At 70.5% G+C, this 23,940-nt stretch carries 19 protein-coding genes; 12 read left to right on the top strand and 7 right to left on the bottom strand.

What is annotated here, in order from left to right:
• The first annotated feature begins 23 nt into the window (after positions 1 to 23).
• From AOP78_RS04725 to AOP78_RS04715, 3 genes are all read left to right on the top strand, one after another.
• On the top strand, positions 24 to 1,682 hold the full coding sequence (locus AOP78_RS04725) for a glycoside hydrolase family 13 protein (RefSeq protein ID WP_062202071.1): 1,659 nt from the start codon (positions 24 to 26) through the stop codon (positions 1,680 to 1,682).
• Between the two features lie 65 nt (positions 1,683 to 1,747).
• Positions 1,748 to 2,800 (top strand): LacI family DNA-binding transcriptional regulator, encoded by a 1,053-nt coding sequence (locus tag AOP78_RS04720; protein ID WP_062202070.1) that lies wholly within the window; start codon positions 1,748 to 1,750, stop codon positions 2,798 to 2,800.
• Between the two features lie 2 nt (positions 2,801 to 2,802).
• Complete coding sequence (locus tag AOP78_RS04715) at positions 2,803 to 3,726, top strand: carbohydrate kinase family protein (protein WP_062202069.1); 924 nt, start codon at positions 2,803 to 2,805, stop codon at positions 3,724 to 3,726.
• A gap of 37 nt (positions 3,727 to 3,763) precedes the next feature.
• Here AOP78_RS04715 and AOP78_RS04710 read toward each other — a convergent pair whose 3' ends face one another.
• The 3 genes from AOP78_RS04710 to AOP78_RS04700 are packed head-to-tail and all read right to left on the bottom strand — an operon-like array spanning position 3,764 to position 8,974.
• Positions 3,764 to 4,630 carry a hypothetical protein gene (locus AOP78_RS04710; protein ID WP_062202068.1) on the bottom strand — a complete coding sequence of 289 codons (867 nt, stop codon included), beginning with the start codon at positions 4,628 to 4,630 and terminating at the stop codon, positions 3,764 to 3,766.
• The gene (locus AOP78_RS04705; protein WP_062202067.1) at positions 4,630 to 7,620 is read right to left on the bottom strand and encodes a bifunctional [glutamine synthetase] adenylyltransferase/[glutamine synthetase]-adenylyl-L-tyrosine phosphorylase; all 2,991 of its coding nucleotides are present in this window, start codon (positions 7,618 to 7,620) and stop codon (positions 4,630 to 4,632) included. Before AOP78_RS04705 ends, AOP78_RS04710 begins: the two co-directional genes overlap by 1 nt.
• Positions 7,621 to 7,639: 19 nt before the next feature.
• Entirely contained in the window at positions 7,640 to 8,974 is a 1,335-nt protein-coding gene (locus AOP78_RS04700; protein WP_062202066.1) for a glutamine synthetase family protein, read from the bottom strand.
• 108 nt (positions 8,975 to 9,082) lie between these two features.
• Between AOP78_RS04700 and AOP78_RS04695 the strand changes: the two genes are divergently transcribed.
• Positions 9,083 to 10,723: an NAD+ synthase gene (locus AOP78_RS04695; RefSeq protein ID WP_062202065.1), complete on the top strand. Its 1,641-nt coding sequence runs from the start codon at positions 9,083 to 9,085 to the stop codon at positions 10,721 to 10,723.
• A 26-nt stretch (positions 10,724 to 10,749) separates the two neighbouring features.
• Positions 10,750 to 11,556 (top strand): 3-methyl-2-oxobutanoate hydroxymethyltransferase, encoded by an 807-nt coding sequence (gene panB, locus AOP78_RS04690; protein ID WP_062202064.1) that lies wholly within the window; start codon positions 10,750 to 10,752, stop codon positions 11,554 to 11,556.
• Between the two features lie 22 nt (positions 11,557 to 11,578).
• On the opposite strand, the gene AOP78_RS04685 is transcribed toward panB, so the two are convergent.
• Positions 11,579 to 12,535, bottom strand: a complete 957-nt coding sequence (locus AOP78_RS04685) for a DUF1214 domain-containing protein (protein ID WP_062202063.1) — start codon at positions 12,533 to 12,535, stop codon at positions 11,579 to 11,581.
• A gap of 94 nt (positions 12,536 to 12,629) precedes the next feature.
• Positions 12,630 to 12,848, bottom strand: a complete 219-nt coding sequence (locus AOP78_RS04680) for a hypothetical protein (protein ID WP_066730237.1) — start codon at positions 12,846 to 12,848, stop codon at positions 12,630 to 12,632.
• Between the two features lie 16 nt (positions 12,849 to 12,864).
• Here AOP78_RS04680 and map point away from each other — a divergent pair, with 16 nt between their 5' ends.
• From map to AOP78_RS04660, 4 genes are all read left to right on the top strand, one after another.
• Entirely contained in the window at positions 12,865 to 13,746 is an 882-nt protein-coding gene (map, locus tag AOP78_RS04675) for a type I methionyl aminopeptidase (protein WP_062202061.1), read from the top strand.
• On the top strand, positions 13,743 to 14,591 hold the full coding sequence (gene ppgK, locus AOP78_RS04670) for a polyphosphate--glucose phosphotransferase (RefSeq protein WP_062202060.1): 849 nt from the start codon (positions 13,743 to 13,745) through the stop codon (positions 14,589 to 14,591). The genes map and ppgK overlap by 4 nt, the downstream gene beginning before the upstream one ends.
• A gap of 77 nt (positions 14,592 to 14,668) precedes the next feature.
• Complete coding sequence (locus tag AOP78_RS04665) at positions 14,669 to 16,480, top strand: AMP-dependent synthetase/ligase (protein WP_062202059.1); 1,812 nt, start codon at positions 14,669 to 14,671, stop codon at positions 16,478 to 16,480.
• Positions 16,481 to 16,714: 234 nt separating this feature from the next.
• Positions 16,715 to 18,127 carry an MFS transporter gene (locus tag AOP78_RS04660; RefSeq protein ID WP_062202058.1) on the top strand — a complete coding sequence of 471 codons (1,413 nt, stop codon included), beginning with the start codon at positions 16,715 to 16,717 and terminating at the stop codon, positions 18,125 to 18,127.
• 90 nt (positions 18,128 to 18,217) lie between these two features.
• On the opposite strand, the gene AOP78_RS04655 is transcribed toward AOP78_RS04660, so the two are convergent.
• Entirely contained in the window at positions 18,218 to 18,640 is a 423-nt protein-coding gene (locus AOP78_RS04655; RefSeq protein ID WP_062202057.1) for a PadR family transcriptional regulator, read from the bottom strand.
• A gap of 328 nt (positions 18,641 to 18,968) precedes the next feature.
• Here AOP78_RS04655 and AOP78_RS04650 point away from each other — a divergent pair, with 328 nt between their 5' ends.
• The 3 genes from AOP78_RS04650 to AOP78_RS04640 all read left to right on the top strand — a co-directional run bounded on the left by AOP78_RS04650 (position 18,969) and on the right by AOP78_RS04640 (position 22,646).
• Positions 18,969 to 19,562 (top strand): GNAT family N-acetyltransferase, encoded by a 594-nt coding sequence (locus AOP78_RS04650; RefSeq protein WP_062202056.1) that lies wholly within the window; start codon positions 18,969 to 18,971, stop codon positions 19,560 to 19,562.
• Positions 19,563 to 19,658: 96 nt separating this feature from the next.
• On the top strand, positions 19,659 to 20,513 hold the full coding sequence (locus AOP78_RS04645; RefSeq protein ID WP_369401077.1) for an oxygenase MpaB family protein: 855 nt from the start codon (positions 19,659 to 19,661) through the stop codon (positions 20,511 to 20,513).
• Positions 20,514 to 20,666: 153 nt separating this feature from the next.
• On the top strand, positions 20,667 to 22,646 hold the full coding sequence (locus AOP78_RS04640; RefSeq protein WP_062202054.1) for a beta-galactosidase: 1,980 nt from the start codon (positions 20,667 to 20,669) through the stop codon (positions 22,644 to 22,646).
• Here the strand turns inward: AOP78_RS04640 and AOP78_RS04635 are convergent.
• On the bottom strand, positions 22,643 to 23,890 hold the full coding sequence (locus AOP78_RS04635; RefSeq protein WP_062202053.1) for a CynX/NimT family MFS transporter: 1,248 nt from the start codon (positions 23,888 to 23,890) through the stop codon (positions 22,643 to 22,645). The genes AOP78_RS04640 and AOP78_RS04635 overlap by 4 nt on opposite strands.
• Positions 23,891 to 23,940 lie beyond the last annotated feature (50 nt).

The raw sequence follows: 23,940 nt of genomic DNA, 5'->3' as shown, positions 1-23,940 counted from the left end.
TGCAAGCGCTTACAAATGTCGCTATGACTGATTCTTTGGGCGTCGCGGCCCCCACCGACTGGTGGCGCTCCGCCGTCATCTACCAGATCTATCCCCGCTCGTTCGCGGACTCGAACGGCGACGGCGTGGGCGACCTGCCCGGCATCACGCATCGGCTCGACGCGCTCGCGGACCTCGGGGTCGACGCGATCTGGCTCTCGCCCTTCTACCGCTCCCCTCAGCGCGACGCCGGCTACGACGTCGCCGACTTCTGCGACGTCGATCCCCTGTTCGGCACGCTCGAGGACTTCGACGCGCTCACCGCACGCGCGCACGACCTGGGGATGCGTGTCGTCGTCGACATCGTCCCGAACCACACGAGCAGCGACCACGCGTGGTTCCAGGCCGCGCTGGCCGCCGGGCCGGGCTCTCCCGAGCGCGCGCGCTACATCTTCCGCGAGGGCACCGGCGAGTCCGGCGAGCTGCCCCCGAACAACTGGGAGTCGGTCTTCGGCGGCGACGCGTGGACCCGCGTCACCGAGCCCGACGGCACGCCCGGCCAGTGGTACCTGCACCTGTTCGACTCGTCCCAGCCTGACCTCGAGTGGACGAACGAGGGAGTCCGCGCCGACTTCGACGACACCCTGCGCTTCTGGCTCGACCGTGGCGTCGACGGCTTCCGCGTCGACGTCGCGCACGGACTCGTCAAGGAGGACGGACTGCCCGACTACACGCCGGAGCAGCTCGACGCGTCCAGCCTCGACTCCGAGACGTCGAGCCCGCACTTCGCCCAGGAGGGCGTGCACGAGATCTGGCGTCGCTGGCATGACGTGGTCGCCGCCTACGGACCCGACCGCATCCTGGTCGCCGAGGCCTGGGTGCATCCGCTCGAGCGGATGGCGGACTGGGTCCGACCCGACGAGATGCACCAGGCCTTCAACTTCGGCTACCTCATGGCCGCATGGGACGTCGCGGAGCTCCGCCGGATCATCGACGACTCGCTCGCGACGTTCGGCGCGGTCGGCGCGCCGAGCACCTGGGTGCTCTCCAACCACGACGTCGTCCGCCATGCGACTCGCCTCGCCCTCACGGAGCCCAACCCCCAGGGGCACGGGCTCGCCACCGACTCGGCCGGGCTGCCCGACGTCGAGCACGGCATCCTGCGGGCGCGTGCGGCGACCTTGCTCATGCTCGCACTGCCCGGCGGGGCCTACCTGTACCAGGGCGAGGAGCTCGGACTGCCCGAGGCGCTCGACATCCCCGGCGACGCGAGGCAGGACCCGACCTGGGCGCGCACGAACGGCGAGCGGCTCGGTCGCGACGGATGCCGCGTGCCGATCCCCTGGGAGGCGGACGCCCCCGCCTACGGCTTCGGCCCGAGCGCGTCGACCTGGCTGCCCCAGCCGGCCGACTGGGCACCCTACGCGCGCGACGCGCAGCGCGGCATCGCCGGCTCCTCGCTCGACATGTACCGGTCCGCCCTCGCGCTGCGCAAGCGGCACGGCCTCGGCACGGGCACCCTCACGTGGATCGAGGCCCCCGACGGGGTGCTCATGCTGGACAACGACGGCGTGCGCGTCGTCGCGAACATCTCAGGGGCGGACCTCCCGCTCGCCGACCTGGGGGGCGAGGTGCTGCTCGCCTCGCGCCCCCTCGGGGACGTCCTACCCGCCGACGCCACCGTCTGGCTGAGCCATGCGTGAGCGCATGATGTGTGACGGCACCCTGCGGCATTCCTGCCTCGCGGCGACCGGTCCGGACCACGACAATGGGTGACGTGAGCATTCAGAAGGTCGCCGAGCTCGCCGGGGTGTCGACGGCGACGGTATCGAGGGCGCTCGCGGGCAAGCAGAGCGTCTCCGCTCAGACGCGCGAGAAGGTCGAGGCCGCGGCGAAGGAGCTCGGCTACGTCGTGTCCGCCACCGCATCGGGCCTCGCGAGCGGTCGCACGCGTGCGGTCGGGATCATGCTCCCGTACCTGGATCGCTGGTTCTTCACCACGGTGATGGCCGGCGCTCACCGGGAGCTCACCGATGCGGGCTACGACGTCACCCTCTACCACTGCGAGCCGCACCGGCTCAACGACCCCGACGGCACGGCGAATCCCAGGCGCGCGAGGCTCTTCGAGGAGTCGCTCCTGCGGCGACGCGTCGATGGGCTTCTGCTCGTGACGCTCTCCCTCGCGCCCGCCGAGCGGGCGCGCCTCAGCAGCCTCGACAAGCCCGTCGTCGCGATCGATCGTCCCCAGCCCGACGTCCCCACGTTCGCGGTCGACAACCTGGCCGTCGCGAAGGCGGCCGTGAGCCACCTGCTCGAGCTCGGCCATCGCGACATCGCGTACGTGGGCGGGGTGATCCCCTACGACCTCGACTTCCAGGTGCCCGTGCTCCGCCGCGCCGGCTACGACACGGCGATGGCGGAGGCGGGGATCCCGGTCCGCCCGCACTGGATCGAGGAGTCCGAGTACACGAGCGAAGGCGGCTACGCGGCGGCGCGCAGCATCCTCTCCGACCGCGAGCATCGACCCACCGCGGTGTTCGCGGCCTCCGACGAGATCGCCTACGGAGTCCTCATGGCGGCGCGCGAGCTCGACCTGCGCGTCCCCGAGGATCTCTCGATCATCGGCATCGACGGCCACCCCACGGGATCCGTGCTGGGACTCACCACGATCGATCAGCACCCCGCGCAGCAGGGCGCGGTCGGAGCGCGGGCCCTCCTTCACGCGCTCGAACCGGAGGTCGAGCACGCGCCGGTTCCCGCCAGGCTCCCCTTCGAGCTGATCGCACGGCAGTCCACCGCGGCGCCCCGCGTGGGAGCCTGAGCGTGGTCGCCGGCGCGCCGAGGCCTGGCGCGCCTCACGTCGTCGTGATCGGGCCCACGTCGATCGACACGATCGTCGATCTCGACGAGCTGCCCGAGCCCGCACCCCACACCGTGATGGCACGCCGGTGGTCGACCCAGCTCGGCGGCACGTCCGCCGGCAAGGCGCTCCACCTCGCCGAGGCGGGAACCGACGTCCTGCTCGTCACGACCCAGGGGGACGACGAGCAGGGCAGGCACGCCACCCGGATGCTCACGGACAGGGGCGTGCGCGTCCAGGCGGTGCTCACCGACGGTCCCGCCGAGCGTCACCTCAACCTCGTGGCACCACCCGGCCGGCGCCTCTCGATCTACCTCCAGCCCGCGGGCGAGCCGGACCCCGGCGGCGTCGCACAGGCTCGGGCCGTGCTCGACGCGGAGCTCCCCGGCGTCGACGCCGTGTTCCTCGACCTCGCCCCCCTCGCGCTGGCCCTCGAGCCCGTGGTGACGCGAACCGACAGACCCGTCTGGGTCGACGTGCATGACTACGACGGCGCCGACCCGTTCCACGCGCCGTTCCTCGCGGCGGCGGACGTGATCCTCATGAACGGCGACCGGATCGGCGACGCCGAGGCCTTCCTCGACGCTGCCGTGCGCGACGGCCGTCATGCCGCGGTCTGCACGCTCGGGCCTGAGGGCGCGCTCGGGATCGCGGGCGACGGCACGCCCGTGAGGGTCGATGCAGTGCCCACCCGGGTGATCGACACGAACGGTGCCGGCGACGCCTTCGCCGTCGGCATGCTGCTGCGCGCGCTCGAGGAGGGGTGCGCGGACCGGCCCATGACCGCGGACGAGCTGCGTCGATGCATGGCAGCGGGGGCCGCTCAAGCGGCGCGCGCGATCTCAAGCCCCGGGCTCACTCCCGGGCTCCCGGCCTGGGGCGAGTGACGCATCGTCCCTCCGCGGGACCACCGCATCGTCCCGGTCAGCGACGACCGCTCAGCGCACGCGCGAGGAGCCCCAGGACCACCGCGCCGGCGAGCGCGCCGAGCCCGACCCACAGCGTCCGCTGCTCGAGCGTCGGCAGCGAGTCCTCCGACAGCACCCCCGACACCAGCGCCGTGAGCGCGCCGTCGTCTCCCCCGGGCACGAGCGCGACGACCGCGTCCACGCCCATGAACGTGAGCGCGCCCCACGCGAGCAGCGACATCACGCCGACCGCGAGCAGCAGCTTGGGCAGGAACCACGCGCGTCGCGGCGAGACCAGCAGGCCCGCGACCACGAGGCCGATCCCGAGCCACAGTCCGTACTGCGCGAGGAACGCCAGGATCTTGTACGCGGTGCGCGCGTGCTCGAACGTGTCGGCATCCATCACGACGATCTCGACGGGAGCGATGTCGATGCGGCTCGCCAGCGAGCCGACGACGGGCGTCAGCTGGTCGGCAAGGAGGCTGTCCACCTCGACCTCCAGCACGAGCGGCGCGGCCTCGCGCGACTCGTCCGTCAGCGCCTCGGCGATCTGCCGACGGGAGTCCTCCGCCTGCGCGACCACGAGATCCTGGAACAGGTCGGAGCCGACGAGCGACTCGAACAGCGAGTCGAGCGTGTCCTCGAGATCGGACGATGCGAACGAGACGCCCTGCTCCTCGAGCCACCCGAGCACCTCGTCGGTGACCGTTCCGGCAAGCGCCTCCTGAACGGGCTCCGCGCTCACGGCCCGCTCGGTGAAACCCACCACCGCGGTGCCGTCCTCGACCGCGTCGACCGCGATCCCACCGACGGCCCACCCGAGGATCGACACGGCCCCCGCGAGGATGCACAACGCCGACAGGACCGTGCGCAGCAGCCTCATCAGACCCCCTCGTCCCAGCCGAAGAACAGGCGCTCGAACACCGCGCGCGCCCGGCGAGCAGCGCGGATGTAGCGGTCCTCCAGCTCGGGGCCGGTGTCATCCGTGCCCATGATCTCGGCGAGCACCTTGAGCTCGCGCGCGTCGGGCGGAAGGATGTTCGAATCGCCCTGGCGCCCCCGCAGCGCGATCGCGCCGCGCAGATCCGTCGCGAGCACCCAGGCCTCGCGCAGCGTCGCGCCGTCGTCGAACGAGATGAGGGCCGCATCCTCCGCCGCCCGCAGGGCGCGCAGCGTCTCCGTGGTCCGCAGACCCTCGACTCGGTGCGCGTGCTGGAGCTGGACGAGCTGGATCGTCCACTCCACGTCGGACAGCCCGCCCGGACCGAGCTTGAGATGGCGGTGCGGGTCGACGCCACGCGGCAGCCGCTCGGACTCCATCCGCGCCTTGAGGCGGCGCATCTGGGCGAGCGCATCCGGCTTCAGCGTCTCGGGGTACCTCACCGGGGCGACCGCCTCGATGAACCGGGTGCGCAGATCGGGGTCTCCCGCGCAGGGCCTGGCCCGCAGCAAGGCCTGCGCCTCCCACGGGTCCGACCAGCGCGCGTAGTAGCCGACAGTCGAGTCGAACGAGCGCGCCAGCGGCCCGTTCCTGCCCTCGGGCCGCAGGTCGGCATCGATCTCGAGCGACGGCTGCGGGCCCACCTTCTGCAGGAGGTTCCTGATCACCGCCGCGAAGCGCTGCGCGTGGGCCGCCGCATTCTCCCCGCCTCCGTCGAAGACGAACTGCACGTCGGCATCGGAGGCGTAGCTCATCTCGCGACCGCCGTAACGGCCCATCGCGACCACCAGCAGCCGGGGCGGCTCCTCCCCGATCTCCTCGCGGACCAGATGAACCGCCACGCGCATCGCGCCCTCGATGAGCATGTCGGCGGCGTCCGACACCGCGCCGGCAGCCCACGACGCGTTGATCATCCCGAGCGTGTCGGCTGCGGCCACGCGGGCGTTCTCGCGCCGGCGCAGGCCACGCATCGCGGTGATGGCCTGCTCGGCGTCGTCGCTTCGGCGCAGGATCGCGTCGGCCTCTGTCCACAGCCGCTCGTACGTGCGAGGTTCGAGCGCCTCATCCGAGTCGAGCCACCGCACCTGCTCCGCGCTCGACAGCAGCGCCTTCGTGACGTAGCCCGACGTCGACAGGAGGCGCGCGAGACGCTCCGCCGCGGTTCCTGAGTCGCGCAGGAGCTTGAGGAACCATTGCGCCGAGCCGATCTGCTCGGACAGCGTGCGGAAGGCAAGAAGGCCCGCGTCGGGCTCGGGCCCCTCCGCGAACCAGCCGATCATCGCCGGCAGGAGCTGCTGCCTGATCGCGGCGGACCGCGACACTCCCCCGGTGAGCGCGACGATGTGGCGCAGGGCCGCATCCGGGTCCTTGAAGCCGACCGCCTTGAGGCGATCGCGCGCGGCCGCGTTGTCCAGGCGGGCCTCGCCCGTGCTGAGGCGCGCGACCACGGGCAGGATCGGCCGGTAGAACATCTCGAGGTGCATCGCGCGCACGCGGCGCCTGACGTCGTGCCACACCTCATCCATGTAGTCGACCGTCGCGAAGCCCGACGCGCGGGCCAGGATCCGACGATCCTCCTCGCGCTCCGGCATCAGGTGGGTGCGCGAGAGCTTGCGCAGCTGGAGCCGGTGCTCCCAGACGCGCAGCTGCCGGTAGGCCCTGTCCATCGCGGCCGCCTCGGGACGGCCCACGTATCCCCCGTTGCGCAGCGCGGCGAGAGCGGTGAGCGTCGAGCGGGTGCGAAGCGACTCGTCGGCCCGACCGTGCACGAGCTGGAGCAGCTGGATCGTGAACTCGACATCGCGCAGGCCGCCGGGCCCGAGCTTGATCTGTCGGTCGGCCTCGCGCGCAGGGACGTGCTGCTCGACGCGGCGACGCATCGCCTGCGCCGCCTCGACGAATCCCTCGCGCTCGGCAGCCGACCACACGAAGGGCGCGAGCATCTCGACGTAGCGGTCGCCGATCTCCTTGTCGCCCGCAATAGGCCGCGCCTTGAGCAGCGCCTGGAACTCCCACCCCTGCGCCCAGCGCTCGTAATACGCACGATGCGACGCGAGGCCCCGGACCAGCGCGCCGTCCTTGCCCTCAGGCCTCAGGTTGGCGTCCACCTGCCACAGCGGCGGCTCCGCCGCGAACCGATCGCACGCTCGCGCCGCGGCCGCCGCGAGCCGCGTCGCCACCTTCAGGGAGGCGTGCTCATCGGCCCCGTCGACCGGCTCGGCCGCGTAGATCACGTCGACGTCGGACACGTAGTTGAGCTCACGTGCGCCGCACTTGCCCATGCCGAGGATGGCAAGCCTGGTGATCGCGTGGTCGGGCTCGTCCGCGCGGGCGATCGCGAGGCCCGCCTCGAGCGCCGCCCCCGCCAGGTCGGCGAGCGCGATCCCGACGGAAGGCATGATCACGAGCGGGTCGCGCTGATGAAGGTCGATCGCCGCGACCCGCAGCAGCTCGCGTCGATACGCGACGCGCATCGCGACGACGCCTTCCGTGCCGGTTACGGTCGCGACCGGCGCGGGCGAGCCAGGATCGCCGCCGACGGCCTCGACCAGGCGCGCTCGCACATCGACCCCGTCGACGGGCTGCTCCGCGTCCATCGTCGTGAAGTCCTGGAGCAGCTCGGGGTGACGCACCAGGAAGTCGCCAAGCGCCTCCGAGCCGCCCAGGACCGCCGCGAGCAGCTCGCCCTGCGGGATGCTGACCAATGTCAGGAGCGTGTCCAGCTCGCCCGCGTCGCGCGCCGCCTCGCATACGCGAAGCAGCTGCAGCAGCCCCTTGTCGGGATCCGCGTAGTAGGAGAGCGCGACGACCGGGTCGTCGAAGCGGATGCCGGAGACCTCGGCGATCTGCTCGAGCAACGCCTCCGCACGGCCGGCGTCCAGCACCCCCGCGCGCCTGAGGCGGGTCGAGAGCGAGACCTCGCGTGAGCTCATCGGGTCACCCCGAGACCGGTCAGAGGACCGGCAGGTTCGTCTCGAGCTCGAACGGGGTGACCTGCTCGCGGTACGCCTGCCACTCCGCGCGCTTGTTGCGCAGGACGAAGTCGAAGACGCGCTCGCCGAGGGTCTCGGCGACGAGCTCCGACCTCTCCATCACGCCGATCGCATCGTTGAGCGACTGCGGCAGCGGCTCGTAGCCCATCGCCTTGCGCTCCTTGTCCGACAGCTCCCACACGTCGTCCTCGACGCCGGCGGGGAGCTCGTAGCCCTCCTCGATGCCCTTGAGCCCTGCGGCCAGCATGACCGAGAACGCGAGGTACGGGTTGGTCGCGGAGTCCAGGCCGCGGTACTCGATGCGCGTCGACTGGCTCTTGCCGGGCTTGTGCACAGGGATGCGCACGAGCGCCGAGCGGTTGTTCGAGCCCCAGCACACATAGCTCGGGGCCTCGGATCCGCCCCACAGGCGCTTGTACGAGTTGACGTGCTGGTTCGTGATCAGCGTGATCTCGGGAGCGTGCTTCAGGAGGCCCGCGACGAACTGACGCGCCACGGGAGACAGGTCGTACTCGCTGCCAGCCTCGTAGAAGGCGTTGCGGTCGCCCTCGAACAGGCTCAGGTGGGTGTGCATGCCCGACCCCGGAGCCTGCGCGAGCGGCTTCGGCATGAAGGAGGCGTACACGCCCTGCTGAAGCGCGACCTCCTTGATCACCGAGCGGAACGTCATGATGTTGTCCGCCATCGTCAGAGCGTCCGCGTAGCGCAGGTCGATCTCGTTCTGGCCAGGGCCGATCTCGTGGTGCGAGAACTCGACGGAGATGCCCATGGACTCGAGCATCGTGATCGCGTCGCGACGGAAGCTGTGCGCGGCGCCCCGAGGCACGTTGTCGAAGTAGCCCGCCTGGTCCACGGGCACCGGCGGCTGACCGGGAACGAGCGACTCGAACAGGTAGAACTCGATCTCGGGGTGCGTGTAGAAGGTGAAGCCCTTCTCGCTGGCCTTGTCGAGCGTGCGCTTGAGCACGTTGCGCGGATCGGACAGCGCTGAGGCGCCGTCGGGCGTCTCGATGTCGCAGAACATGCGCGCGGCGCCCTGGCGCTCGCCTCGCCACGGCAGCACCTGGAAAGTGCTCGGGTCGGGGCGGGCGATCATGTCCGCCTCGTAGACCCTGGCGAGTCCCTCGACGGCCGAGCCGTCGAAGCCGATGCCTTCGGAGAACGCGTTCTCCAGCTCGGCGGGGGCGATCGCGACCGACTTCAGCACACCGAGGACGTCGGTGAACCACAGTCGGACGAACCGGATGTCACGCTCCTCGACGGTGCGGAGCACGAATTCCTGCTGCTTGTCCATAGACCTCATCCTGCCTCATCCGCATGACGTTCGTGTTACCTGGTTGAACCGTTCCTACGGCCAGCGAACGCGCGCTGGCACCTTCCGGTTCCGTCGTAGGCTGACGGCATGACGGACCTGCGCATCGCGATGGCACAGATCAACACCTGCGTGGGCGACATCGCAGGTAACGCCGCCCTGATCGTGGAGGGCTGCCGCGCGGCGGCCGACAAGGGCGCGCGCCTCGTCGCCTTCCCGGAGATGACGACGACGGGCTACCCGATCGAGGACCTCGCGCTGCGCGCGAGCTTCCAACGCGCCGCCGAGCGCGCCGTCCACCAGATCGCCGCGGACCTGAACGATGCGGGCCTCGGCGACCTCACCGTCGTCCTGGGAACGCTGGGCACCAACGGCGACGGACGCCCGACCAACGACGCCGTCGTCCTGCACGGAGGCGAGATTACCGCGCGCTACTCCAAGCACCACCTCCCCAACTACGGCGTGTTCGACGAGCGTCGCATCTTCGCCCCCGGCCATGAGCCCTGCCTGATCACCGTGGACGGCGCGCGCATCGGCATCGTCGTGTGCGAGGACATCTGGCAGGACGGCGGGCCGGTGGCCGCACTCGCTTCCGAGGACCTCGACCTGCTGCTCGTGCTCAACGGCTCCCCGTTCGAGGAGGGCAAGGGCATCGTCCGCACCGAGCTCGCGCGCCGTCGCGCGGCCGAGGTCGGCGCGCCGCTCGCGTACGTGAACATGTGGGGCGGACAGGACGACCTCGTGTTCGACGGCCACTCGTTCATCGTCGCGGCCGACGGCTCGTGGATGGCGAACTCCCCCGGCTTCGAGGACTCCCTCGTCACCTGGGACGTGCCCGCGCGCGGCACCGTCCCGGTCCAGGGCGAGGTAGTGGACTTCGCCTCCGAGGACGAGCAGGCGTATCGGGCCGTCGTCACAGGGCTGCGCGACTACGTGAACAAGAACGGCTTCTCCTCGATCGTGCTCGGCGTCTCGGGCGGCATCGACTCGGCGCTCACCGCCGCGATCGCCGCCGACGCGATCGGCGGCTCGAACGTGGTCGGCGTCTCGATGCCGTCGGAGTTCTCCTCCGAGCACTCCAAGGACGACGCGGCCGACCTGTGCAAGCGCATCGGCGCCGACTACCGGGTCCAGCCCATCGCGCCGCTCGTCGACGCGTTCCAGGCGCAGCTCGCGCTCACCGGCGTCGCCGAGGAGAACCTGCAGGCGCGCGTGCGCGGCGTGATCCTCATGGCGATCTCCAACCGCGAGAACCACCTGGTGATCGCCCCTGGCAACAAGTCGGAGCTCGCGACGGGCTACGCGACCATCTACGACGCGGGCTCGATCGGCGGCTTCGCGCCGCTCAAGGACCTCGACAAGACGCGCGTGTGGGCGCTCGCGCGGTGGCGAAACGCCCTCGCGCGGTCGAGGGGCGAGGTCGAGCCGATCCCGGTGAGCTCGATCGAGAAGCCGCCGTCGGCCGAGCTGCGCCCTGGCCAGACCGACCAGGACTCGCTGCCCGACTACGCGCTCCTGGACGAGGTGCTCGACGCGTACGTGGAGCACGCCGAGGGCCGAGAGGAGCTGCTCGCGCGCGGCTTCGACGAGGCCGTCGTGGACAAGGTCCTCTCGCTCGTGGACCGCGCCGAATGGAAGCGCAGGCAGTACCCGCTCGGACCCAAGGTGACTGCTCTCGCCTTCGGGCGGGACCGCAGGCTTCCCGTGACGTCTCGCTGGCGTGAGAAGTAGCGCGCTCCACGTGAGAAAGTGAATCCATGAGCCTCAAGAAGGTGCGGATCCACCACTTCAAGGAGATGAAGCAGCGCGGTGAGAAGATCACCATGCTGACGGCCTACGACTTCCCGACGGCCAAGGCCTTCGACGCAGCGGGCGTCGACATGCTGCTCGTCGGCGACTCCCTGGGCGACAACGTGCTCGGCTACGACTCGACCGTCCCGGTCACGCTCGACGAGATGATCCCGTTCGCGCGCGCCGTGTCGCGCGCCGCCGAGCGGGCATTCGTGGTCGCGGACCTGCCCTTCGGGACGTACGAGGTCTCGCCCGAGCAGGCCGTCGAGTCGTCGATCAGGATGATGAAGCTCTCCGGCGCGCAGGCGATCAAGTTCGAGGGCGGCCGACGCGTCGCACGGCAGGTGAAGGCCGTCACGGACGCGGGGATCCCCTTCTGCGGCCATCTGGGCTTCACGCCGCAGAGTGAGAACGCGCTCGGCGGTCACCGCGTCCAGGGGCGCGGCGAGCAGGGCCTCCAGGATCTCCTGGACGATGCGCTCGCGCTGCAGGAGGCCGGGGCCTTCGCCGTCGTGCTCGAGATGGTCGCGGCGCCCGCTGCCGAGGCCGTCACGAAGGCGCTCGACATCCCGACCATCGGCATCGGCGCCGGATCGTCGACCGACGGTCAGGTCCTCGTGTGGCTCGACATGGCAGGCGTGGGCGATTGGCACCCGCGGTTCTCGCGCCAGTTCGGCGCGGTGGGCGCGGAGATGACGAACGCCGCCGCGGGTTATGTGCAGGCCGTCAAGGGCGTCGAGTTCCCCGCGGCGGAGCACACGTTCGAGAGCTGAGCCTGCTCCGGACCGCGCCTCCTCACGCGTGCGCGGGGTGGGTCCTCGCGAGCGGGGGAACCCGCCATGCACCGGTGAGCACCGGGTCGTGCGGCTGGTAGAGCCGGGCGACCATGTTCCATCGCTCCGGGACCGGGATGTCGTTCGGACCCTCGGGCGCTCCGTGAACGAAGCGCACCACGACGGCGCCATCCGCGTCGGGCACCGCGGTGACGCTGTTGACGGAGTAGCGACCCGACGGATGCGGCTCGAAGAAGCCGTCCTCGTTGTACACGGAGACGGACCAGAACGCGTCGACGGGCACATCGACCATGGTCAGCTGGCAGTCCACGGAGGGATCGTCAGGGCGGGCGCTCACGTAGACCGCCTCCGACGTCGGCAGCCCTCCCCACCCGGTCGCCGTGCCGATCAGATGACGCATCGGGTCGACCTTGCCCTTGGCCCCGAACGCGCCGTCGAAGCTGTCGAGCCCTGCGCCGAGCACCTCGAGAGCCTTGCGGGTCGCGTCGAGATCGGCGAGGTCGTAGTTCGGCGCGACGAGGTCCTCTCCCCCGTCGGCGACGACCTCGATCGCGTCCTGCAGCGCCTGCACGGCCTCGACGTCCTTCGGGTCGGAGGGATCCACGAGGATGCGGATGCCGATCATCGCGTAACGGGTGCCCGCCTCGGTGACGCTCAGCCAGTACTTGCCTGCGGAGTGCAGGACGAGCGGGATGTAGTGATCGTTGTTGACCACCATCGCGGACAGGTAGCGGTCGCCCGCCTGCGGCAGCACCAGCTCGACGGGCTTGGCGAGATCCACGACCGCGGAGCTGTACAGGGTGTCGCGGTTCATGCGGATCACCGGCTGCGACTCGACCGGCGTCGGCACCCGGTTGTGATGGAGTCGGTTGACGCCGCCCGCCTGCCGTTGGAGCGCGACGAGCATGCGGTCGCTCTCGGCCCTCACGAAGTTGTCGATGTTGACGTGGACGCTCATGACGCGGCCTCCTTGCTGGCCCTGTCATTCCATCGTCCGCCCGGAACGGGCGACTCGCCAGCGGGAGGGATCGGCGCACGAGCGCGCCGGCGGATCAGTCCTTGCTGCCGCCCCAGTCGGCGTCGTCGTCGTCCCACGCGGCGCTGCGCTTGCGGGCGATCTCGAAGGCCTGGGCGGCGTCCTCGCGCGTCGCGTAGGGACCCATCAGGTCGTCCCAGGAGCTCTGGCGCCCCTCCTCGACCTCACCCGTGCGGGCGTTGAAGTAGTACTCCACGCGTTCGGGACCCTCGTACGGCATCGGCCTCGCCTCCATGAATAGACTGCCAGGTATGAGCCATGCCCGCGAGAGCATCGTCAAGGGGGTCGTGTCGCCGTTGCGCGACGTGCCCAAGGACATCGGCCGCCCTCCGTACGTGGGCCGCAAGCGCGCCCCTCGGTGGAGCGGTGGTGACGTCTACGACGCCGAGACCGTCGAGCACATCCGCGAGAGCGGCCGGATCGCAGCGCAGGCCCTCGTGGAGATCGGCAAGGCGGTGCGCCCTGGCGTGACGACCGACGAGCTCGACCGCATCGGGCACGAGTTCTGTCTCGACCATGGCGCGTACCCCTCGACGCTCGGCTATCCGGGCGCCGCGGGCCGGCCGCCGTTCCCCAAGTCGCTGTGCACCTCGATCAACGAGGTCATCTGCCACGGGATCCCTGACTCGACCGTGATCGAGGAGGGGGACATCGTGAAGGTCGACCTCACCGCGTACAAGAACGGCGTGCACGGCGACAACTGCGCGTCGTTCATCGCAGGCGAGGGCTCGGACCGCGCGAAGCAGCTCGTGGAGGTGACGCACGAGGCGATGATGCGTGGGATCAAGGCGGCGGTGCCCGGGCGTCAGGTCAACGTCATCGGGCGGGTGATCGAGAAGTACGCCGCACGCTTCGGCTACGAGTCCGTCCGCAGCTACACCGGGCATGGTGTGGGACCCGCCTTCCACACGGGGCTCGTGATCCCCCATTACGACGCGGCGCCGTACCACGACGACGTCATCGAGGTCGGCATGGTCTTCACGGTCGAGCCCATGCTCGTGGACGGTTCGGAGGAGAACCACGAGTGGAACGACGGCTGGACGGTCGTCACGGACGACGGCGGCTGGGTGGCCCAGTTCGAGAACACGATCCTCATCACCGAGGACGGCCCGGAGGTACTGACAGCACCATGAGCAAGCACATCGCGATCGGCGTCGACATCGGCGGCTCGGGCATCAAGGCCGCGCCCGTGAACCTCAAGACCGGCGAGTTCGCCGACGAGCGCTATCGGATCCCGACGCCGCAGCCGTCGACGCCCGAGGCCGTGGGCAAGACCGTCGCCAAGTGCATCGCCAAGTTCGAGCCGTCTCGCAAGACACCCATCGGGGTCGCCTTCCCCGGCGTGATCCAGCACGGTGTCGTCAAGACCGCGGCGAACGTCGAGGACTCGTGGATCGGCGTGAATCTGCGCGAGCTCATCCGTGACTACGCGGGTCACGACGTGCACGTCCTCAACGACGCGGACGCCGCGGGATTCGGCGAGTACCGCTACGGCGCCGCGCACGGCCGCGACGGGTCGATCTTCATGTCGACGCTCGGCACGGGCATCGGCACGGCGATGATCGTCGACGGCACCCTGGTCCCGAATCTCGAGCTCGGGCACATCATCATCGATGGCCACGACGCCGAGGAGTACGCCGCCGAGTCCGCGCGAACGCGCCTGGGCCTCGACTGGGACGGCTGGATCGCGGAGCTGCAGAAGTACTACTCGGAGATCGAGCGGCTGTTCTGGCCGGACATGATCATCGTCGGCGGCGGCGTGTCCAAGAAGAGCCACATGTTCCTGCCGCACCTGACGCTCCGCGCCCCGATCGTGCCGGCAGAGCTGCTCAACGGCGCCGGCATCGTGGGCGCCGCGGCCGCCGCGCACGCCGAGTGCGTGAAGGAGAAGGCCCGCGCCAAGGAGAACGCGAAGCTGGCCGAGAGGAACGCGAAGAAGGCCGCCAAGCGAGGCGAGAAGGCCTCGGACCGGGGCTGATCGCCCTCCCGACGACGCGCGCCACGCCTACGTCCGCGTAGGTTACGGTCCCGTAGGTACGGGTCTAGACTCGCTTCATGGCACTGACTGCACCTTCGACGACGATCCCGCTCGCAGTCGACACCCCTCGCGACCACACCTTCATCGCGCTCCTGCGCACGCGCGCCGCCGAGGCGCCCGCGCACGTGTACTGCGAGTACAAGGACGATGCGGGGGCATGGACCGGCGTCACGATCGCCGACTTCCTCGCGGAGGTCGAGCAGGTCGCGAAGGGCCTCATGATGCTGGGCGTCGAGAAGGGGTCCACCGTCGCCCTGCAGTGCAACACCCGCTACGAGTGGGTGCTCGTCGACTTCGCGATCCAGGCCGCAGGCGCCATCACGGTGCCGATCTACCCCACGTCGTCGCAGCACCAGGTCCAGGGCATCAACGACGACGCCGAGCTGTCGCTGATCGTGGTCGAGAACGACGGTCACGGCTCGATCGCGCGCGCGATCGAGGGCGGCCCTCGGGTCCTCGTGATCGACGACGCCGACTCCCCCGCGGTCGACCTCCTCAAGGCCGCGGGCGATCACGTGTCGGACGACGAGCTCGCCGCCCGCGCCGACGGCATCACCAAGGATGACATCGCCACGATCGTCTACACGTCGGGCACGACAGGGCGGCCCAAGGGCGTCGCGCTCCCGCATCGGGCCTTCGTCGAGTGGACCATCAACGGCGCCGCCGATGACGACTTCGGGACGCTCGCGCATGACGGGGCTCGCCTGCTGCTGTTCCTGCCGCTCGCGCACGTGCTCGCGCGACACGTCGAGACGCTCGCGCTGCACTGCGGAGCCGTGCTCGGCCTCGCGCCGAGCCCCAAGACGCTCGCGCAGGACCTCACGACCTTCAAGCCGACCTGGATCATGGCCGTGCCGCGCGTGCTCGAGACGTTCTACAACGTGGTCGACTCACGCGCCGGCGGGCCGATCCGCCAGCGACTGTTCCGGTGGGCGGCCGAGGTCTCGCGGGACATCGACCGCACGCGACAGACCGGCCATCGCACCCTCGGCCTGCACGTGAAGGCCTGGATCGCGAAGCGGCTCGTGCTGAACAAGGTCCAGGCCGCGCTCGGCGGCAGGCTCAAGTACATCGTGTGCGGCGGCGCGAAGCTGTCGGAGAAGATCGCGCACTTCTACGGCGGGCTCGCGATCCACGTGATGGAGGGCTACGGCGCCACGGAGCTCGCGGGCCCGATGACCTGCAATCCGCCGTCGCACGTCAAGGTCGGCACCGTCGGCCGGCCCTACCCCGGCGGTGCGGTGAGGATCGCAGAGGACGGCGAGATCCTCGCGCAGGGCTCCAACATGTTCGTGGGCTACTACCGCAACCCTCAGGCGACGGCCGAGGCCATGGAGGACGGCTGGTTCCGCACCGGCGATCTCGGGTCGATCGACGAGGACGGCCACCTGACCATCACGGGACGCAAGAAGGAGATCCTCGTGACGGCCGGAGGGAAGAACGTCCAGCCCGCCGCGCTCGAGGACGCGATCCGGCCCTACCCGCTCGTCCAGGAGGTGGTCGTGGTCGGCGACGGCAAGCCGTTCATCGGGGCACTGCTGTCGCTCGACGAGACGATGCTTCCCGCCTGGCTCAAGACGAAGGGCCTGCCGTCGATGTCGGTCGCGGAGGCCGCGGAGCACCCGTTCGTGAAGGAGCACCTCCAGCACATCGTCGACCAGGCGAACCTGCTCGTCTCGCGCGCCGAGGCCATCCGCGAGTGGCGCGTTCTCCCGCGCGAGCTGAGCGAGAAGCGCGATGAGCTCTCGGCCTCGCTCAAGGTACGCAGGGCGCAGGTCGAAGCCCATTTCGCCGACGTGATCGCGAGCATCTACGGCGGGGTGCGCTGACCGCTGGGACCGCGCACACGCGGTCCCCACCCCGCATCGTCCCTGCCCCCGCGTCGTCCCTGCCCCAGCATCGTCTCCATCCCCATGGCGTCCCTGCCACCGCATCGTCCCCACCCCCGCCGCATCTCGCATGTTGAGACGTCGATTTCAATCCGTGGGATTCTCGCTAGGGTGTTGAGCAGTCGTTCAGCACATTGCCATCGCCGAACGCCAGACCACATGCATGGAGGTCGCATGTCATCCACGAACCAGACCAATCTGAACAGCCCAGGCCGCGTCATCACCGCGAGCCTCGTCGGCACGACCATCGAGTTCTACGACTTCTACGTCTACGCGACCGCGGCCGTGCTCGTGTTCCCGAAGCTGTTCTTCCCCTCCGACAACGACACCACGGCGCTGCTCGCGTCATTCGCCGTGTTCGGGGCCGCCATGGTCGCGCGCCCCGTCGGCGCGCTCGTCTTCGGTCACATGGGCGACCGCCGCGGTCGCAAGGCCACGCTCGTCGTCTCCCTGCTCACGATGGGCATCGCGACGTTCGCGATCGGCCTGCTGCCCACCTACGAGCACATCGGGCTCATGGCCCCGTTCCTGCTGCTCGTGCTGCGCCTGACGCAGGGCTTCGCGCTCGGCGGCGAGTGGTCGGGCGCGGCCCTGGTCGCGACCGAGAACGCCCCCGCGGGCAAGCGCGCCCTCTACGGCACGTTCCCTCAGCTCGGCGCCCCGATCGGCTTCATCATCGCCAACGGCCTGTTCCTCACGATCAACGCGCTGCTGCCCCACCCCGAGGACTCGCTCCTCGCGTCCGACGCGTTCCTCAGCTGGGGATGGCGGATCCCGTTCCTGTTCTCGGCCGTCATGGTCATCATCGGCCTGTGGGTCCGTCTCAGGCTCGTCGAGTCGTCGGCGTTCACCGAGGCCGAGAAGCGCGGGAAGATCCGCAAGCTCCCGATCGGCGACACCTTCAAGCACCACTGGCGCGAGGTCATCCTCGGCACGTTCATCATGCTCGCGACCTACGTGCTCTTCTACCTGATGACGAGCTTCACGCTCAGCTACGGCACCCACGCCGCCGACGGCGCCCCTGCGGGCCTCGGCATGACCTACAAGAGCTTCGTCCTCATGCAGATCATCGCCGTCGTCTTCTTCGGCATCTTCACCGCGATCGCGGGCCCACTCGCCGATGCGATCGGCCGCAGGCTCACCCTGCTGTGGACCACGGGCGCCATCGTGGTGTTCGGGCTCGCGCTGCCGTTCTTCTTCAGCGCGCAGACCGATTCGTCGTTCACCGGCGCGATGGTGCAGTCGGGCCTCATCATCGGCTTCACCCTCATGGGCCTCACCTTCGGCCCCATGGGGGCCCTGCTGCCCGAGCTGTTCCCGACCAACGTCCGCTACACCGGGTCCGCGGTCGCCTACAACCTGTCCTCGATCCTCGGTGCGGCGCTCGCGCCGATCATCGCGGTCGCGCTCTGGTCCGCTGCCGACAGCACGTGGCCCGTCGGCCTGTACCTGGCGGCCGCCGGCGCGCTGACGTTCATCGCGCTCGTGCTCACGCGCGAGACCAAGGACATCGACTACGACCGCGCATCGGCGGACGACGAGACCTCGGAGCCCGAGTCCGACCTCGCCGAGGTGCCGCTTCCGTAAGGACTCCGGACGACACGAAGGCCGTGACCCCGTGCGGGGTCACGGCCTTCGTCCGTCTTCGCGGGACGCTTCTCAGCGTGCCGGGTCGCGTCAGTCCTGGTCGGCGAGCAGCCGATACAGGCGCTTGCGCGCGTCGGCCAGGACCTCGACCACCTGAGGCGTGAGATCCGCGCCGGGCACGCGGGCGACGTGGATCGCGGCCTCGTGCAGGGCGCGCAGCTCGCCCCGCAGGGCGCCCGCGCTCTCCTCCGCCGCGCTGACCTCGAACAGGCGCGCGTGCTCCTCGCCGTGCTCGCCGACCCAGGCCTCTCCCAGGTCCGTGAGCGAGGCCGTCTTGCGTCCGTCAACGGTGGCGATGGCGACGAGGCCCTCGTCCTCGAGCGCCTGGAGCGTCGGGTAGATCGAGCCGGGGCTCGGGGTCCACGCGCCACCGCTGCGCTCCTCGATCTCGTGGATCAGGTCATAGCCGTGACGAGGCTGCTCGGCGAGCAGCACCAGGATCGCGGCACGCACGTCGCCGCGCGGTCGGCCGCCGGGCCCGCGGCGACCGCCGCGACCGCCCCCGCCGTGTCGGCCCCCGTACCCGCGTCGTCCGGGCCACTCGCCACCGGGTCCAGGGCCACCGTGATCGCCGAAGCCTCCGTGACGCTGGCGGCTCCCGCCTCGTCCAGGGCCTCGTCCGCGCCGGGGTGAACCCTCGTCTGCCATGTCGTCGTGATCTCTCATCATGAACTCCTCTCACGTCGCACCTGACGCCGCACCGTGCGGCGTATCGCGACACAGTGACGATATATCGCGTTATTGCATTCGTCAATCCCGACTCCGGCGATACGCTCAAGTCATGACCTTCGCCGACACCCCCCGGCTCACCCACGAACTGGTGCGGCTCGAGCCTCTCGCCTTGAGCCACCACGACGACCTGTGCGAGGCCGTCTCGGCCGGCGACCTGTGGCGCACCTGGTACACCTCGATCCCCGCCCCCCACGCGATGGAGCAGGAGATCGAGCGTCGGCTGTCCCTCCAGTTCGAGGGCCTCATGGCACCGTGGGCGGTGGTCTCCACCGAGTCGGGCAAGGCGCTCGGGATGACGACGTACATGAACCTCGACGAGCCCAACCGTCGGCTGGAGATCGGCTCCACCTGGCTCGGGAAGGAGGCACACGGCACCGGCATCAACCCCGCCGCGAAGCTGCTCCTGCTCACGCGGGCATTCGACGAGCTCGGCTGCGTCGCCGTCGAGTTCCGCACGCACTGGCACAACCACCAGTCGCGGGCAGCGATCGCCCGGCTCGGCGCCAAGCAGGACGGCGTGCTGCGCAGCCACATGCTGCTTCCCAACGGTTCCCGCAGGGACACCGTCGTCTTCTCGATCCTCGACTACGAGTGGCCGGCGGCGCGCAACGGGCTGCTCGGACGGCTCGCCGGGCGGGGCTGACGGGGGAATCCCCCGCCCTCCCTCCAGCGTTCACCGATCACCATGCCCCCGTCACCCAGTCCTGTCGCTCGGCTTCGCAGGAACGCCGGTCACGCCGTGTTCCTCAAGATCGCGGGCCCCGACGGCGACGCGGCCCGGGTCCGCGTGCACGAGACACCGGGCCCGCGCTGGTTCCCTCCAGGCACCCCGATCCGCCGCGTGCACGCCGACGTCACCACGTTCGTCGGCGGCCTCAGGGCGCTCCTGCTCCAGTCGCTGCACCCGCTCGCCATGGCCGGCGTCGCGGGCCACTCGGGCTACCGCGGGGACCCGTGGGGTCGCCTCGCGCGAACCTCGACGTTCCTCGCGTTCACGACCTTCGGTGCGGAGGCCGACGCCGAGCGCATGGTCCAGATGGTCCGCGACGCGCACGAGAAGGTGCGCGGCACCGCGCCCGACGGCCGCCCGTATGCGGCATCCGACCCCCACCTGCTCACGTGGGTCCACATCGCCGAGGCCGACTCGTTCCTCGCCGCGCATCAGCGCTACGGCGAGCGTCCGCTCACCCCTGAGCGCGCCGACGAGTACGTCGCCCAGTCCGGCGAGGTCGCCAGGAGGCTCGGCGCGGTCGACGTCCCCCGGACGACGGCGGAGCTCGCCGAGGCCTTCACGAGGTACCGGCCCGAGCTGCGCGCAACTCCCGCAGCCCTCGACACCGCCGCCTTCCTTCTCAGGGAGCCGCCCCTGCCCTGGTTCACACGGCCGCCGTACGCGCTGCTCGCCGCGGGATCGGTGGCGCTGCTGCCCGACTGGGCGCGCGCCGAGCTCGGCCTCGATCGCTGGACCACGCGCGTCCTCGGCCCGACCGCGGGCGCCGTGGCCACCCACGGGATCCGCTGGATGATGGGCTCTGCGGAGAGGCGCGCGAGCAACGTCGACGACCCTCATCCCTCCCACGCACGACGCGGATGAAGCATCGGCGCGCTCGCCCGGCTTAGGCTCGCCTGCGCCAGGCCTGGGTCACGCCTGGGCACGCGAACGCTCCCGGTCGTGGCGACCCCCGCCGAAGGTCCCGCAAGGGGCACCCCCCTCTCGGCACTACGCTCGGGAGCAGGAGGCACAACGATGTACTACGGCGGCGACTACAACCCTGAGCAATGGCCCGAGGAGGTCTGGCACGACGACGTCGCGCGCATGCGCGAGGCCGGTGTCAACATCGTGACCCTCGCGGTGTTCTCGTGGAGCCGGATCCAGCCGGCCGAGGGCGTGTTCGACTTCGACTGGCTCGACCGGATCATCGACCTGCTGCACGAGGGCGGCATCGGCGTGGATCTCGCGACCGCGACCGCCTCGCCCCCGCCGTGGATGCACGAGAGGTACCCCGAGATCCTGCCGGTCACACGCGACGGCGTCACGCTGAGCCCGGGCGGCCGCCAGCACTACGCGCCGTCCTCCCCGGTCTATCGGCGCCTCGCCGCGGAGCTCGTGACCGCGATGGTCGAGCGCTACAAGGACCACCCAGCCGTGCAGATGTGGCACCTCAACAACGAGTACGCGTGCCATGTGCACGCGGACTACTCGGACAACGCGCGCGACGCCTTCCGCGCGTGGCTCGAGGACCGCTACGGCACCGTCGAGGCGCTCAACGCCGCGTGGGGCACGAGCTTCTGGTCCCAGCGCTACTCGTCGTTCGACCAGGTGCTCCCCCCGCGGATCGCGCCCGCGTCCTCGAACCCCTGCCAGATGCTCGACTTCCGACGCTTCACGAACGACGCCCTGCTCCAGTGCGCGCTCATGGAGAAGGAGATCATCCGCTCCGCCGGCGCGACCCAGCCGATCACCACGAACTTCATGGGCGCGTGGCCCGCCGTCGACTACTCCGCGTGGGCCCCGCACCTGGACGTCGTCTCCGACGACGCCTACCCGGACCCCAACGACCCGCAGTCGTTCCGCGCCGCGGCGTTCCAGCGGGATCTCATGCGCTCGCTCAAGCCCCGCACGCCGTGGCTGCTCATGGAGCAGTCCTCGAACGCGCTCAACTGGCGACCGTCCAACGCTCCCAAGGCTCCCGGGCAGATGGAGGCGCTCTCCGCCCAGTGCGTCGGACGCGGGGCCGACGGCATCCTGTTCTTCCAGTGGCGCCAGTCGAAGGCTGGCTCGGAGAAGTTCCACTCCGCGATGCTTCCTCACGCGGGCACCGGCACGCGCACGTGGCGCGAGATCGTGCGGCTCGGAGGCATGCTGGACTCCCTGCCGACGCTCGAGCCCGGCTCCCCCGCGCAGGTCGCCCTGGTCTTCGACTGGGAGAACTGGTGGGCGCTCGACAACCCCGACCACCCGCAGAACCGGCTCGACTACCTCGCGGTCATCATGCGGTGGCACGCGGCGCTGCAGCGGGCGCACATCCAGGTGGACATCGTCCCGCCGGAGAAGGTCGGCGGTGAGCACCGCCTCGCGATCGCTCCGCTGCTCTACCTCATGCGCGACGAGGGCGCCGCGGCGCTCGAGGGCTTCGTCGAGGCCGGCGGCACCCTGCTGACGGGCCCGTTCAGCGACATCGTCGACTCGCGCGACCACTTCCTGGACGGCGGCTTCCTCCAGCGCCTCGGGACGATGCTCGGCATCACCCTCGAGGACTTCGGCGCCCTCGTTCCCCGCGACGCCGACGAGCCCGGCGAGCGCGAGGCCCGCGTCGAGGGCGCGTTCGGCGACGCCGTCGGCGAGCTCTTCGCGGAGGAGATCTGGCTCGACGGCGCCGAGGCGGTCGCGACCTTCTCCTCAGGTAGGCGACTCGGCAACCCCGCGGTCACGCGGGCTCAGGCGGGCAAGGGAAGTGCCTGGTACATGGCGACCGTGCTCGACGATGACGGCTGCGACTCCCTCGTCCGTCACCTGGCGGAGACCACGGGCGTCGAGCCCGTCCTCCCCGATGCGCCGTCCACCGTCGACGCGTCGCGTCGGGGGGACGTGGTGACGCTCGTCAACTTCGGCGAGGACGATGCGGTGGTCGCAGTGAGCGGCACGAACCTGATCACGGGGGTCGAGGTGGAGCGGATGACGCTCGCGCCGTACGAGTTCGCCTTCGTCGAGCAGGCTCGGCCCTAGGCGACGACTGCGGGCGCCTCAGCGGTGGGCTCGTCGACGTACCGATCGCGCCCCGCGAACAGCCCGACGACCAGCTGCACGCCGGCGACCGCGGCGACGCCGACCACGACCGGCATCCAGGTGCCCGCGCGATCGAACACGATGCCCGCGAGCAGCGGGCCCACGGCCGCGACCGTGTAGCCGACGCCCTGCGCCATCCCGGACAGCCGCGCCGCGGTGTAGGCCGTGCGCGCACGTTGCGCGACGAGCGTCAGCGAGATCACGAAGGCGGCACCGCCGCTCGCGCCCGCGAGCAGGATCCACGCGAGCGCGAAGGACGGCGCGAGCACCAGGCCCAGCATGCCCACCGCGAGACCGAGGCTCGCCGTGGCGGCGACGAGCCGCTGGTCCGCGCGGCCTCGCATGAACGCGGTGATGCCGAAGCCTGCGACGACGCCGACGAGCTGGAAGCCGAACTGGTGCCATCCCGCCGTGACGGAGCTCGCGCCGTACGAGACGTCGATAGACGGCAGCCACGTGACCAGCACGTAGAACGTCAGCGACTGGCACCCCATGAACGCGGTGACCCACCACGCGTCGCGTGACGTCCACAGCCGTGACGGCACGGCTGACGCTCCCGAGCGCGGTTCGTTCGGCTCAGCAGCCGTGACGTCCTGTCGCCCCGCGTCCTCGCGTCCGACACGCGGCGCCCACGCGGCGATCGCAAGCAGACCGAACAGCGCCCAGCAGCCGATCCCGACGCGCCATCCATAGGCGACCGTGATCGGCACGGCGAGCCCCGACGCGATCGCGGCGAAGCCACCCAGGACGGTCGTGTACGCGCCCGTCATGAGCGGGATCTCGCGAGGGAAGTCCCGCTTGACGAGCGCGGGCACGAGCACATTGCCCACCGCGATCGCGGCGCCGATCGCGAGCGTGCCGACCCACAGCGCGCCCACGCCGAGAGGAGACGAGCGCAGCAGCGTCGCCGCGACGAGCGTCACGAGGGCCACGAGCACGACCCGCGCCGCGCCCCACCTGCGCGCCATGCGGCTCACGAACGGGGAGACGACCGCGAACGCGATGAGCGGCAGAGTCCCGAGCAGGCCGAGCGCGGACGTGCCGAGCCCCGTGGACTCGCCGATCCGATCGATCACGGGGCCCACCGAGGTGATGGGGGCCCTGAGCGTGGACGCGATCAGCAGGACGGAGACCACGAGGTAGACGGGGCTCGCGCGCCATCCGCGCGAAGCGTCGGCTGTCATCGTCGTGGAGGGTCCTCTCGGATCAGGCTCGCTGGCCACGTGTCGAAGTG

The organism is Demequina salsinemoris (genome assembly GCF_000974805.1).
Lineage (GTDB): Bacteria > Actinomycetota > Actinomycetes > Actinomycetales > Demequinaceae > Demequina > Demequina salsinemoris.
The sequence above is the reverse complement of the archived record's forward strand: the minus strand, read 5'-3'. Positions and strand labels throughout refer to the sequence as shown.